General features: G+C 60.6%; 12 protein-coding genes. 3 read left to right on the top strand and 9 right to left on the bottom strand.

What is annotated here, in order from left to right; translation table 11 throughout:
- Nucleotides 1-327: 327 nt before the first annotated feature.
- Nucleotides 328-3,213, bottom strand: coding sequence for a Tn3 family transposase (locus JET17_RS27110; protein ID WP_006473469.1), 2,886 nt, complete (start codon nt 3,211-3,213; stop codon nt 328-330).
- A gap of 135 nt (nt 3,214-3,348) precedes the next feature.
- Between JET17_RS27110 and JET17_RS27105 the strand changes: the two genes are divergently transcribed.
- Entirely contained in the window at nt 3,349-3,972 is a 624-nt protein-coding gene (locus JET17_RS27105; protein WP_003155741.1) for a recombinase family protein, read from the top strand.
- Between the two features lie 215 nt (nt 3,973-4,187).
- Nucleotides 4,188-5,231, top strand: coding sequence for an IS110-like element ISKpn4 family transposase (locus tag JET17_RS27100; protein ID WP_015272419.1), 1,044 nt, complete (start codon nt 4,188-4,190; stop codon nt 5,229-5,231).
- A gap of 284 nt (nt 5,232-5,515) precedes the next feature.
- Here the strand turns inward: JET17_RS27100 and qac are convergent, their stop codons facing one another.
- Both qac and aadB read right to left on the bottom strand, forming a co-directional pair.
- Nucleotides 5,516-5,848, bottom strand: a complete 333-nt coding sequence (gene qac, locus JET17_RS27095) for a quaternary ammonium compound efflux SMR transporter QacL (RefSeq protein WP_000800531.1) — start codon at nt 5,846-5,848, stop codon at nt 5,516-5,518.
- A 162-nt stretch (nt 5,849-6,010) separates the two neighbouring features.
- Nucleotides 6,011-6,544, bottom strand: a complete 534-nt coding sequence (aadB, locus tag JET17_RS27090) for an aminoglycoside nucleotidyltransferase ANT(2'')-Ia (RefSeq protein WP_000381802.1) — start codon at nt 6,542-6,544, stop codon at nt 6,011-6,013.
- 145 nt (nt 6,545-6,689) lie between these two features.
- Between aadB and intI1 the strand changes: the two genes are divergently transcribed.
- Nucleotides 6,690-7,703, top strand: a complete 1,014-nt coding sequence (intI1, locus tag JET17_RS27085; RefSeq protein ID WP_000845048.1) for a class 1 integron integrase IntI1 — start codon at nt 6,690-6,692, stop codon at nt 7,701-7,703.
- A 371-nt stretch (nt 7,704-8,074) separates the two neighbouring features.
- Here intI1 and JET17_RS27080 read toward each other — a convergent pair whose 3' ends face one another.
- The 6 genes from JET17_RS27080 to merD all read right to left on the bottom strand — a co-directional run bounded on the left by JET17_RS27080 (nt 8,075) and on the right by merD (nt 12,715).
- Nucleotides 8,075-8,434 carry a TraR/DksA family transcriptional regulator gene (locus JET17_RS27080; protein ID WP_003090764.1) on the bottom strand — a complete coding sequence of 120 codons (360 nt, stop codon included), beginning with the start codon at nt 8,432-8,434 and terminating at the stop codon, nt 8,075-8,077.
- Nucleotides 8,434-9,285 carry a universal stress protein gene (locus tag JET17_RS27075; RefSeq protein ID WP_003090760.1) on the bottom strand — a complete coding sequence of 284 codons (852 nt, stop codon included), beginning with the start codon at nt 9,283-9,285 and terminating at the stop codon, nt 8,434-8,436. The genes JET17_RS27080 and JET17_RS27075 overlap by 1 nt, the downstream gene beginning before the upstream one ends.
- 14 nt (nt 9,286-9,299) lie before the next feature.
- Nucleotides 9,300-10,787: a SulP family inorganic anion transporter gene (locus tag JET17_RS27070; protein ID WP_003090759.1), complete on the bottom strand. Its 1,488-nt coding sequence runs from the start codon at nt 10,785-10,787 to the stop codon at nt 9,300-9,302.
- Between the two features lie 343 nt (nt 10,788-11,130).
- Nucleotides 11,131-12,120 carry a DUF3330 domain-containing protein gene (locus tag JET17_RS27065; protein WP_003132006.1) on the bottom strand — a complete coding sequence of 330 codons (990 nt, stop codon included), beginning with the start codon at nt 12,118-12,120 and terminating at the stop codon, nt 11,131-11,133.
- Nucleotides 12,117-12,353 (bottom strand): broad-spectrum mercury transporter MerE, encoded by a 237-nt coding sequence (gene merE, locus JET17_RS27060; protein ID WP_003132004.1) that lies wholly within the window; start codon nt 12,351-12,353, stop codon nt 12,117-12,119. The genes JET17_RS27065 and merE overlap by 4 nt, the downstream gene beginning before the upstream one ends.
- The gene (gene merD, locus JET17_RS27055) at nt 12,350-12,715 is read right to left on the bottom strand and encodes a mercury resistance co-regulator MerD (protein WP_000995360.1); all 366 of its coding nucleotides are present in this window, start codon (nt 12,713-12,715) and stop codon (nt 12,350-12,352) included. The genes merE and merD overlap by 4 nt, the downstream gene beginning before the upstream one ends.
- Nucleotides 12,716-12,725 lie beyond the last annotated feature (10 nt).

Genomic DNA, 12,725 nt, shown 5'->3' with positions numbered 1-12,725 from the left:
TTCCCGGCCGGCGGCCGCGAGAACCGGCTATGTCGTGCTACGCATCGAGCCAGGCGGCCACGGCCGCCCGTCTCGCCCCTGGCGGGCTTCCAGCGCCTTCCCGACGCTCACCGGGCCGGTGGCCCTCGCCGCTAGGCTACGAGGCCCTGGCGGGCCTTTCTGGCCCCTTCTCGGGGCCATAGAGGGCCGGCGCTGCCTGGTCGGCCTTGTGGGCTTCCGCGCCGACAATCCCACCACTGCGCAGATCGACGACGGGCTGGTAGTGCAGTTCAAGCTGCCCGCGCTCGACCGCTTGGGGTCGTTTGCGGGAGGGGGCGGAATCCTACGCTAAGGCTTTGGCCAGCGATATTCTCCGGTGAGATTGATGTGTTCCCATCCGAGCGGCGAAACATGGGCCAAGAGATCGGGCGATAGCAGCTTTCCATCGCGTTTCTGGTTTGCAACGACCTCGCCGAGCTTCATGGTGTTCCAGAAGATGATGATGGCGGCGAGCAGATTCATGCCGGCGATGCGGTAATGCTGGCCTTCGGCGGAACGGTCGCGGATTTCACCGCGGCGGTGGAAGCTGATTGCCCGCTTCAGCGCATGATGAGCTTCGCCTTTGTTGAGCCCGATCTGGGCACGCCGTTGGAGTTCGGCATCCAGAATCCAGTCGATCATGAACAGGGTGCGCTCGACGCGACCGACTTCCCGCAGGGCTGTCGCGAGCTCGTTCTGCCGCGGATAGGAGGCGAGTTTCCGCAGAATCTGGCTTGGCGCGACGGTCCCGGCAGCAATGGTGGCGGCGATGCGCAGGGTGTCGGGCCAATTGCGCTCGATCATGGCTTGGTTGACCTTTCCGCCGATCAACGCTCGCAGGTGCGCCGGGGCGGCCGACGGATTGAACGCGTAGAGCCGTTTGGATGGCAGGTCGCGGATGCGCGGAGCGAACCGGTAGCCGAGAATGGCACATGCGGCAAAGACGTGATCGGTGAAGCCGCCCGTGTCGGTGAACTGCTCGCGGATATGGCGTCCAGCATCGTTCATCAGCAGGCCATCGAGGATGTAAGGCGCTTCGCTTGCCGTTGCAGGAATCACCTGGGTTGCGAACGGCGCATATTGGTCGGAGACGTGGCTATAGGCTTTCAGGCCCGGGGTATTGCCATATTTCGCGTTGACCAGGTTCATGGCCTCACCTTGCTCTGTAGCGACGAAGAACTGTCCGTCGCTCGAAGCCGACGTGCCCATGCCCCAGAACCGGGCCATGGGTAACGCTGCCTGTGCCTCGACCACCATGGCCAGCGCCCGGTCATAGGCTTCGCCCTCGACATGCCACCGTCCAATGCGGATCAATTCCCAGAAGGTGTGGGTGTTTGTCGCATCCGCCATTTTGCGCAAGCCGAGGTTGATCCCTTCCGCCAAGATAACGTTCATTAGCCCGATCCGGTCAGCGCAGGGTGCTCCTGTGCGCAGATGGGTGAACGCTTCGGTGAAGCCGGTCGCCGCATCCACCTCCAGCAGGAGATCGGTGATGCGCGTGGGCGGGATCTGCTTGTAGAGATCGAGCACCAGATCTTCGGCGCCTGTCGGCGCGGCGGCTTCGAGTTTCTCGATATGCAGAACGCCGTTTTCAATCGACCCGCCCGGGATCGTGCCTGCGCGAGCGGCACGGCCAAGCTCGCGCAACCGCATGTCGAGGCGAGCTTGCCGGTCTGCCAGCCATTCCTCCGGCCGCAATGGCACAGCGAGACGACCGCCTTCCGCGATGGCTTGTGCCGGAACGAGTGCGTGTTTCAGATCGCCATAGCGCCGGGACCTAGTAAGCCAGACATCTCCGGAGCGGAACGCATCGCGCAGATGGAACAGCACCGCGATCTCCCATAGGCGAGCGTCGCCAGCCCTCTGGGCCCGAAGGTGGCGATGCCATTTCGAGCTGGGCCGCAAGAAGCTGGTCATCGCGGCATCGTTCAAACCGGTACGAAGGGCCGTCACCGCTTCCAGAAGCGGCAGTGCAACGGGCGCAGCTCGCAGATCGAGCAGGCGCAACATGCGTGGAGCGTATCGGCGGAAGCGGTGATAACCGTCGAGCACATGGTTGAGCGGATCGTCGGCCATGGTGGCGGTGAGCCTGGTTGCCATTGCAACAAGGGTTTTGAAGCCGTCCCACCCTGATCCGCTCGCGATGACGTCGCCCAGCGGCTGGCCATCATCCTGTGCATCGACCAGGGCGCCCCCGATCTCGGCGAAGGATTTCAGGGTGTCACGCACCACCCCCGCTTCGTCTGCGACCTTTGCATGGCAAATACGCTCCGAAGCACGGTAGAGACGGCCGACGATCCGGTCGTGGGTTTCGACCACTGCGTCGGCCAACATCGCCTGCCATTCCGAGACGCAAACAGCCAAGATCGCAAGCCGCCTGTCCTCCGGGAGATCGCGCATGCCGTCGGCATAATACCGTTCACCCTGCCTGCGCAGACGAGTCACCCGATGGGCAGGAACGCCGGCAAGCAGATCCTCGGGGAGATCGACGCGTTGCAGATATTCGAGCCGGTCGAGCAGCCGGTTGGCCGACGAAGAGTTCGAGCCAGGCTCGAACTGGCGCAGCCACACAAAACGGGTCACCCGATCATCAGCCGTCTCCTCGAGCAATGCCAGCAACTGTTCTCGGATCGACATAGGCAGACGAATGGCGATCCTCGTCTCGATGCGTCGCTCGGCATCGACGAGAGCCGCGGCACAAAGCCGCTCGATCGTGGATGTCGCGGGAAGGACAGTGCGGGTGCGTCGGCACTCGGCTACGAAGCGACGGGCGATATCCTCGTTCGACACCGCCATCTCGGCTTCTCGGAACAACCATTCCTTCAGCTCGCTCGCACCACGTCCGGAGAAGGTGCGGAAGCCGTAGAGCCCCCGTAACTCGGCAAGATGCTCGTGCCGTGTTTCCTCGCGGGCAGCATAGTCTACGAGATCGTCGGCACCCAGGCCAAGCTGCGCTCCGATAAATTCGATGACCTCTGCAGGGATCAGTTCGCCTGGAGCCAGCACCCGGCCGGGATAGCGCAGGACACACAATTGCAGGGCGAAGCCGAACCTGTTGTGAGCGCGCCGACGCAGCCTGATATGCCCAAGGTCTTCATCACTCAGCGTATAGTGCTTGAGCAAATCCGTCTGTGAAGTCGGCAAGCGCAACAGCGCGTCTTTCTGCCGATCGGTTAGAGTGACGCGACGCGGCATACATGTTCCTTTTTCAAAATCTGATAGCGTTCAAGACGCTTTGTTTATGAAGCTGGTTGAGATACATTTCCAGAGGTCAATGCAATCGTGGCCGAAGCGCCGCCTCAAACCAACGTATACGTGACGGGTGAAAAGGTGCTGATCGGCTACATGCGGGTATCGAAGGCGGACGGATCCCAGTCCACCAATTTGCAACGCGATGCGCTCATCGCCGCTGGTGTGAGCCTTGCGCACCTTTACGAGGATCTGGCCTCGGGCAGGCGCGATGATCGCCCAGGGTTGGCTGCTTGCCTGAAGGCGCTTCGTGAAGGGGACACGCTGATCGTGTGGAAGCTCGATCGGCTTGGCCGTGATCTGCGCCACCTGATCAACACCGTGCACGACCTAACTGCGCGTAGCGTGGGCCTGAAGGTCCTGACCGGTCACGGTGCGGCGGTCGACACGACGACTGCCGCCGGCAAGCTTGTGTTCGGTATTTTTGCCGCGCTGGCCGAGTTCGAGCGTGAGTTGATTTCCGAGCGAACAGTCGCTGGACTTATCTCGGCGCGCGCTCGCGGCAGGAAAGGGGGGCGCCCCTTCAAGATGACCGCCGCCAAGCTACGCCTGGCGATGGCCAGCATGGGGCAACCGGAAACCAAGGTGGGCGATCTCTGCGAAGAACTCGGGATTACCCGGCAGACGCTCTACCGGCACGTGTCGCCCAAGGGCGAACTGCGGCCAGACGGCGTAAAGCTGCTCTCCCTCGGTTCAGCCGCATAAATGGAGGCGACCTGGAACGGGGCGCTGTTCAGTGCGGCAACGATCCGATTACCGGTGTCGACCCAGAGCAGCCGTAGAGCTTTTGGGAAAGCTGTCGTTCAACACCTGAATTAAGCCGCGCCGCGAAGCGGCGTCGGCTTGAAGGCTGTAATGGACTCTCCCCGCACCGCGTTTCTTCTATAAGACCGAGGTGTCTGTTTGCTGGGAGAGTGGCAATGAAGCGCATAGCAGTCGATTTGGCCAAGTCCGTTTACCAGGTTGCCGAAAGTATCCATGTCGGCCGGGTGGATCGTCGCAGACGGCTCGATCCGGAGGCATTCCGGCGATATGTACAGGAGCAGCCGGAGCCTGTCGAGTGGGTGATGGAAGCCTGCGGTACGGCGCATTACTGGGGGCGGGTGGCGCAGGCGCTGGGTCATCGGGTGGTGCTGTTGCACCCGCGCTACGTACGGCCGTATCGCCGGCGCAACAAGACCGACCGTAACGACTGCGATGCCATCCTCGAAGCGGCGCGTTGTGCCGACATGCACCCGGTGCCGGTGAAAAGCCATGAGCAGCAGCAAGTGCAGCAGCTGCATAACCTGCGCGAGGCCTGGAAAAAGACCCGGGTGCAGCACATCAACTTGCTGCGCGGCATCCTGCGCGAACTGGGCGTGGCGGCGCCGAGTAGCACCCAGGCCTTTCTACGCCAGGCCTGCGAGCTGATCGAACGTGCCGAAGTTTGCGCCCTGCGCGGCGCGCTGCAGATGGTGCTGGCCGAAATCAGCCTGTGCGAACAGGCGATGCGCGACAGCGAAGAACAACTGGCGCGCTGGCATGCCGACGATGACATCGTGCACAAACTCGACGAAGTCAGCGGTATCGGGCTGCTCACCGCCAGCGCCCTGAAAACTGCCGTCGGCAAACCCGAACGCTTCGCCAGCGGCCGACACCTGAGCGCCTGGCTCGGCATGACCCCCAACGAATACAGCAGCGGCGAACGGCGCAGACTCGGGTGCATCAGCTGCAAAGGCAACACCTACGTGCGCACCCTGCTGATCCACGGCGCCCGCGCGGCGCTGCTGGCCGCCAAGCGCTGCCAGACGCGAACGCCCGAGCGCCTGACCCAGTTGCAGCGCTGGTCCCTGCAAACGGCCGAACGTATCGGCCACAACAAGGCGGCCGTGGCGTTAGCGAACAAACTGGTGAGGATCTGCTGGGCAGTGTGGTGCCATGAGCGACGTTTCAGCGGCGACTGGCAGAGTGCAAGGCCCGCCTGACGGCGGGGGTAATCAGCAAGACGAGGTGAACTTCCTGCGGTTGTGGTGAGAAGCGAGACTGTCGGAACAGGCGAGTCCTGCAGCGGAACAAGGCCGATAACAATCATGATCCTCGGGATCGTTTGAACGCTTGGCCCCCGCTGCGCGAACTACAGAATGGCCCGGGCACTAGCCCACGCAAGGCCGGATATGCGATTGCAACCGCGCTGACGACAGGATCGAAAAAAGCTTTCCTCACTGCTTGTGGGGAGAGTCCATATGTGAATTGTTAGATGCCAGCCCGATCAATGTGCGCTGACCTTGGATAGCAGATTTAGAACGGCGACGCCACTAACGATAAGTCCCATGCCAACGAACGCCCACAAGTCTAGTTTCTGGCCATGGAAGATCCAAGCGATAGCTGCCACAAGTACGATGCCGAGGCCAGCCCAAACAGCATAAGCAATGCCGACCGGGATGGACTTGAGTGCGAGAGAGAGGAAATAGAACGCAAGCCCGTAGCCAGCCACAACTACAACAGAAGGAACTAACTTGGTGAATCCATGGCTGGACTTCAGTGCGGAAGTTGCGACGACCTCACCAAATATTGCAATAGCCAGAAAGAGCCAGTTCTTCACGTGCAATCTCCTCTACGGTATGAAGGAGAAATAGTGGTGGCTATGAGTTGCCAAAAACAGTCTTGCGGCTGTCGATTTTCTGTGAGCATACGCAACGCCAAATCTGGCATCTAACACCTGAGTTAAGCCGCGCCGCGAAGCGGCGTCGGCTTGGACGAATTGTTAGGCCGCATATCGCGACCTGAAAGCGGCACGCAAGACCTCAACCTTTTCCGCCCCGAGTGAGGTGCATGCGAGCCTGTAGGACTCTATGTGCTTTGTAGGCCAGTCCACTGGTGGTACTTCATCGGCATAGTAAAAGTAATCCCAGATGATCGCCTCCCAGCTGTTACAACGGACTGGCCGCCCGGCGATGACGCCCTCAGCCGCCTCTGGGCACGAGCCCTGCGGAGCCTCCGCGATTTCATACGCTTCGTCTGCCCACCAAGCAGGTTCGCAGTCAAGTAACTCATCCCCGATCTCCGCTAAGAATCCATAGTCCAACTCCTCCATGACGCGCCCGCCGAGCATTTCAACTATTGCCTCGAGCTCGCCGCGCCTCTCGCCGGGAAACGTCAGATCAATATCATCGTGCTTGCGTGTTACACGCCCTAGCCGTGCATCGATCGCCCAGCCCCCACCGATCCAGAGCGGCAGATTTCGCTCATCTGCCGCAGCTAGAATTTTGTGTATCAATGTGACCTGCGTTGTGTCCATGCGGCCTAACTTTGTTTTAGGGCGACTGCCCTGCTGCGTAACATCGTTGCTGCTCCATAACATCAAACATCGACCCACGGCGTAACGCGCTTGCTGCTTGGATGCCCGAGGCATAGACTGTACAAAAAAACAGTCATAACAAGCCATGAAAACCGCCACTGCGCCGTTACCACCGCTGCGTTCGGTCAAGGTTCTGGACCAGTTGCGTGAGCGCATACGCTACTTGCATTACAGCTTACGAACCGAACAGGCTTATGTCCACTGGGTTCGTGCCTTCATCCGTTTCCACGGTGTGCGTCACCCGGCAACCTTGGGCAGCAGCGAAGTCGAGGCATTTCTGTCCTGGCTGGCGAACGAGCGCAAGGTTTCGGTCTCCACGCATCGTCAGGCATTGGCGGCCTTGCTGTTCTTCTACGGCAAGGTGCTGTGCACGGATCTGCCCTGGCTTCAGGAGATCGGAAGACCTCGGCCGTCGCGGCGCTTGCCGGTGGTGCTGACCCCGGATGAAGTGGTTCGCATCCTCGGTTTTCTGGAAGGCGAGCATCGTTTGTTCGCCCAGCTTCTGTATGGAACGGGCATGCGGATCAGTGAGGGTTTGCAACTGCGGGTCAAGGATCTGGATTTCGATCACGGCACGATCATCGTGCGGGAGGGCAAGGGCTCCAAGGATCGGGCCTTGATGTTACCCGAGAGCTTGGCACCCAGCCTGCGCGAGCAGCTGTCGCGTGCACGGGCATGGTGGCTGAAGGACCAGGCCGAGGGCCGCAGCGGCGTTGCGCTTCCCGACGCCCTTGAGCGGAAGTATCCGCGCGCCGGGCATTCCTGGCCGTGGTTCTGGGTTTTTGCGCAGCACACGCATTCGACCGATCCACGGAGCGGTGTCGTGCGTCGCCATCACATGTATGACCAGACCTTTCAGCGCGCCTTCAAACGTGCCGTAGAACAAGCAGGCATCACGAAGCCCGCCACACCGCACACCCTCCGCCACTCGTTCGCGACGGCCTTGCTCCGCAGCGGTTACGACATTCGAACCGTGCAGGATCTGCTCGGCCATTCCGACGTCTCTACGACGATGATTTACACGCATGTGCTGAAAGTTGGCGGTGCCGGAGTGCGCTCACCGCTTGATGCGCTGCCGCCCCTCACTAGTGAGAGGTAGGGCAGCGCAAGTCAATCCTGGCGGATTCACTACCCCTGCGCGAAGGCCATCGGTGCCGCATCGAACGGCCGGTTGCGGAAAGTCCTCCCTGCGTCCGCTGATGGCCGGCAGCAGCCCGTCGTTGCCTGATGGATCCAACCCCTCCGCTGCTATAGTGCAGTCGGCTTCTGACGTTCAGTGCAGCCGTCTTCTGAAAACGACAGACGATCATCAAGGTGATGAGTACGTACTTGGAATACGGTGAGCAACACAAGGCATACAAGCGCCCACATCCAAACACTTACTTTCCGTGTTCGGCCCAGCCAGTTTTTAGCCATCAAATACATTAGAAGCCTCGTTAAATCAGACTGACGCCACGAGCCGTGATGGTTTCAACCCGACTCGGCGCGGCTGGCACAGGTGATACACAACGGCGTGGCCGGATCGAACTCCAGACGGCCCGAGGCGATCAACTCGCCGCATTGGTTACACCAGCCATAGTCGCCCTCGTGCCAGCGCTTGAGGGCCAGTTGGAGACGGACACGTTCATGCCGTGCACGACTGCGGATCGCATCGTTCATCGCTTGTTGCTGGAGTGCGTCCATTCTCGATAGACGCCCCACCTTGCTTTGATCCAGCTCTACCGATTGCGAGCGAGACTCAGCGTCTCCCAGCAATCGATCCAGCTCGGCAGCCCGCTGTTCCAGTAGGGTCTTGAAATGGGCAAGATCGAGGGCGTCGTCCAGGCTCATTAGCGCAGCAGTAACAGCGGACTGGTGGTGGTACGGAGCATGCTGGTAGTGGTGCTGCCGACCAGGAACTGCCGGATACGTGAGTGTCCATAAGCCCCCATCACTAGCAGATCGATGCCATGCTCTTTCTGATAGGCGTGCAGGGTACGTTCTATTTCACCGCTCCGAGTCTCAGCGCGAACGGTAAATCCGGCGTTGATCAGCACTTTCTGCGCCCAGTCCAGCTGCGCGGACGCTTCGTCGTTCACGGGCCCAACCATGACCAGATGGATCGGCAGCCCCTTCAGCAGCGGGCTGGCTGCCAGCATCTCCACACCCTTGCGGGTTGTAGCGCCGCCATCGAATGCCAGCATCGCGCTCTTGGGCTTTTGGAAGTTGGCCGGGGTGACCAGGATTGGCCGGTGCATGATACGAATAACGCTTTCCAGCTGGCTTCCGACATGCTGACTCAGACCGCCACTAGACTCGCCCTGGCGACCGATAACCAGCAAGCGCGTTTCACTTTGCAGCTCTTGCAAGCTCTCCAGTAAATCGCCATGTCGCTGCTTGGACTCCGGTGCGCGCACACCATCATTCACGGCCCGTTCTTTCGCGGCTGCAAGCATGATTCGCCCTTGTTCAAGGGCCAACTTGCCGCGCTGTTCATCCAGGGAAGCAAGCTCATCAAGCAGGTGCTCGCGGCTGCCAAGGCCAATGTTGCCACTCAAATCTGCTGCAACCGGATACTGGCGCTGATCCAGCACATGCAGGAAGGTCAGCGGCGCTTCCAGGCTCAGACTGGCCCAGGCCGCGTAGTCGCAAACAGCTGGAGCCGAGGTGGAACCGTCGATACAGGCAATTACGTGGGTCATTGTTGTTCTCCTTCTCAGTGGCCCATGAGTTGATCAATGGCGTCAGGTTTATCGTGAACACCAAAGCGATCCACGATAGTGGCGCTGGCCTCGTTTAAGCCCAGCACTTCGACTTCAGTACCTTCACGGCGGAACTTAATGACTACCTTGTCCAGGGCTGCAACAGCGGTGATATCCCAGAAGTGTGCACGATTCAGGTCGATGGTTACCTTGTTCAGGGCTTCCTTGAAGTCGAAGGCTGCGACGAACTTGTCAGCCGAGCTGAAGAACACCTGACCGGTGACGTTATAGCTACGATGCTCGCCGGCTTCGTCCAGCGAAGAACTGATCGCCATGTAATGGCCAACCTTGTTGGCGAAGAACATCGCAGCCAGTAGCACGCCGGCTAACACGCCGAAGGCCAGGTTGTGGGTGGCCACCACGACCACCACGGTGACGACCATGACAATGTTGGTCGACAACGGATGCTTCTTCAGGTTGCGCAGCGAATCCCAACTGAAGGTGCCGATGGACACCATGATCATCACTGCCACCAGCGCAGCCATTGGGATCTGCTTCAGCCAGTCGCCGAGGAAAACCACCATCAGCAGCAGAAATACGCCTGCGGCAAGAGACGACAGGCGAGAACGACCGCCGGATTTCACGTTAATGATCGACTGACCAATCATCGCGCAGCCAGCCATACCGCCGATCAGACCCGAAGCAATGTTGGCCACGCCCTGGCCCTTGCACTCGCGGTTCTTGTCACTCGGGGTGTCGGTCAGGTCGTCGACAATGGTCGCGGTCATCATCGACTCCAACAGACCGACCACAGCCAGTGCTGCCGAATAAGGAAAGATGATGGCCAGCGTCTCGAATGTCAGCGGCACATCAGGCCAGAGGAAGATCGGTAGCGTATCCGGCAGTTCACCCATATCACCGACCGTGCGGATATCCAGACCAACCGACATGGCGACGGCGGTCAGCACGATGATGCACACCAGCGGCGATGGGATGAGCTTGCCGATCTTGGGGACATAGGGGAACAGATAGATGATGCCGAGGCCTGCGGCTGTCATGGCGTAGACGTGCCAGGTGACATTAGTCAGCTCGGGCAGCTGAGCCATGAAAATCAGGATCGCCAGTGCATTGACAAAACCGGTCACCACCGAGCGCGAGACGAAGCGCATCAGCGATCCGAGCTTCAGGTAGCCAGCAGCAATTTGTAGCACGCCACATAGCAGCGTGGCGGCCAGCAGATATTCAAGACCATGGTTCTTGACCAGAGTCACCATCAGCAGTGCCATGGCACCCGTTGCGGCCGAAATCATGCCTGGGCGGCCACCGACAAAGGCGATCACCACAGCGATACAGAAAGAGGCGTAAAGGCCGACCTTAGGGTCAACGCCAGCAATGATCGAGAAGGCGATGGCTTCAGGGATTAGGGCCAGTGCGACCACAAGACCGGCGAGGATGTCGCCACGGATGTTGGATAACCAGGTTTGTTTTAACGAGTGGAGCATCAGAATTCCCAAGGCAATGGATCGCGCAGCACAGCATGGCGCAGGCCAAGTGCAGCTGGTCGATACGAGGTCAAATGTCGGATGTAGAGGAGCTGTGGCGGGTGTTAAAACCTAAAGCACAGCAGAAAGCGACCGCTGGCAGAGCAAGCAGTCACAGATGATGCGGGGGGGCGAAGCGCTATGGCGGCGTAGGCAGCCAGATCATGTTTTGCAGGGTAAGCATGAGGTCTTATCGAGTGTCTTTAGTAACTCAATGGCCGCAACAGTCTACAGGAAGAGGGCAATTTCTGCGAGTCACCCCCGGACTAGGGCGTCCTGTTTGGATGTCAGCCTGAGCTATGCCTCAATCTGACGGTAGCGAGTCGCAGGCGTTCGGATCGGCATCGGTTTCGTTCCCTGTCTTGGCACGCGCTTCGAAGCGTTGATAACACTCCAACCCGCAGAAGTGCTCGACGTATTCCGCGCCTTCCGGGGTGAAGGCGGCATCGAGCGGGATTTCCTTGCAGCACACGCAGCAACTGGTGGTGGTCGAGTCACTTGCATTCATGGTGGCACCCCTCCATTGACTGACGAAGACGGCGAATGCCGCCGCCGGCATTGGCTTCGCGAACAGGAAGCCTTGTCCTGTGTCGCAGTCCGCTTGTCGCAATAGATCAAGACTCGCCGATGTTTCCACGCCTTCAGCCACCACATCCATGCCCAGCCCGTGCGCAAGCTGAATCACGGTGTGCACGATGGTTTGGTCGCGGCGGTCGTTGGCGAGCCCGGCGACAAACGATTGGTCGATCTTGAGCGTGCTGATTGGGCAGCACTTCAGATGTTGCAGACAGGAATACCCCGTCCCGAAGTCATCGGCGGCGAAGCGCACACCGATCTGCCGCAAGGCGTCCAGGGCGGGGAAGATCGCCGGATCACCAAACGCGACCGATTCGGTCAGCTCGATTTCGAGATACTCGGCGGGCAACTCGGCATCAGCCAGCACGCCCTTTACCCACCCGTCGAAGTCCGGTCCCACTTGGCTCGCCGAAACATTGACGGCCAGCCGGAACGGTCGCCATGCCAGCATTCGCCAGTCACGCATCTGGCGGCAGGCTTCGCCCAGCACCCAAGCGCCGATTTCAGGCATCAGGCCGGACGATTCGACCACGGGCAGGAACTGGCCCGGTGGCAATAGTCCAAGCGTCGGATGACGCCAGCGCAACAGGGCTTCCGCGCCGACAATCCCACCACTGCGCAGATCGACGACGGGCTGGTAGTGCAGTTCAAGCTGCCCGCGCTCGACCGCTTGGGCCAGTTCCGGCGTCGTCCATCCATCCGGCCGGAAAGCGCTCATTCTCTTTCCCTGAATGCCCGCAACGCCCGCGACAGGGACAGAAGGAACAGGCCGGTCAAACCGAGCGCCGCGATGACCCAATGCTCGCCGAGGAAAGCACCGGCGGTTGTGCCGGCCAGCACGACAGCGAGGATGGGCAGGTGGCAGGGGCAAGTCAGCACAGCCAGTCCGCCCCACAGGTAGCCGGTGATCGGTTTGTGCGTCTCGGACGGCAAGCGCTCGGGGTTGTTCATGGCAGACTCTCCGCGTGCTGTGCCGGCTCGGTCGGCAGGGTGGCCAACTGCACTTCCAGATCGGCCAACGCTTCGCGCCGACGCTCGACGAACTGACGCAGCAGGGCAAGCTGCGCGGCCGCTTCGTCGCCGTCCGCCGCATCCAGCGCCCGGCACAGCCGCGCCAGCGCGTCGAGGCCGATGCCCGCCTCGAAGGCCGCCCGCACGAAGCACAGCCGTTGCAAGGCGGCGTCATCGAACAAGCCGTAGCCGCCTGGTGTGCACGCCACCGGGCGCAGCAATCCGCGCAGCAGGTAGTCGCGCACGATATGCACGCTCACCCCGGCATCAAGAGCCAGCCGGGACACCGTGTAGGCGTTCATTGAACACCTC

Origin of the sequence: Pseudomonas putida (assembly GCF_016406145.1) — a bacterium.
GTDB lineage: Bacteria > Pseudomonadota > Gammaproteobacteria > Pseudomonadales > Pseudomonadaceae > Aquipseudomonas > Aquipseudomonas putida_E.
Note: the sequence above shows the minus strand (reverse complement) of the source record. Positions and strands in the feature narration are given on the sequence as shown.

Bases quoted from the DNA above. Each gene is read 5' to 3' on its own strand.
- merD (WP_000995360.1), bottom strand. From the start codon at position 12,715: ATGAACGCCTACACGGTGTCCCGGCTGGCTCTTGATGCCGGGGTGAGC.
- intI1 (WP_000845048.1), top strand. From the start codon at position 6,690: ATGAAAACCGCCACTGCGCCGTTACCACCGCTGCGTTCGGTCAAGGTT.
- JET17_RS27100 (WP_015272419.1), top strand. From the start codon at position 4,188: ATGAAGCGCATAGCAGTCGATTTGGCCAAGTCCGTTTACCAGGTTGCC.
- aadB (WP_000381802.1), bottom strand. From the start codon at position 6,544: ATGGACACAACGCAGGTCACATTGATACACAAAATTCTAGCTGCGGCA.
- JET17_RS27070 (WP_003090759.1), bottom strand. From the start codon at position 10,787: ATGCTCCACTCGTTAAAACAAACCTGGTTATCCAACATCCGTGGCGAC.
- JET17_RS27065 (WP_003132006.1), bottom strand. From the start codon at position 12,120: ATGAGCGCTTTCCGGCCGGATGGATGGACGACGCCGGAACTGGCCCAA.
- merE (WP_003132004.1), bottom strand. From the start codon at position 12,353: ATGAACAACCCCGAGCGCTTGCCGTCCGAGACGCACAAACCGATCACC.
- JET17_RS27110 (WP_006473469.1), bottom strand. From the start codon at position 3,213: ATGCCGCGTCGCGTCACTCTAACCGATCGGCAGAAAGACGCGCTGTTG.
- JET17_RS27080 (WP_003090764.1), bottom strand. From the start codon at position 8,434: ATGAGCCTGGACGACGCCCTCGATCTTGCCCATTTCAAGACCCTACTG.
- JET17_RS27075 (WP_003090760.1), bottom strand. From the start codon at position 9,285: ATGACCCACGTAATTGCCTGTATCGACGGTTCCACCTCGGCTCCAGCT.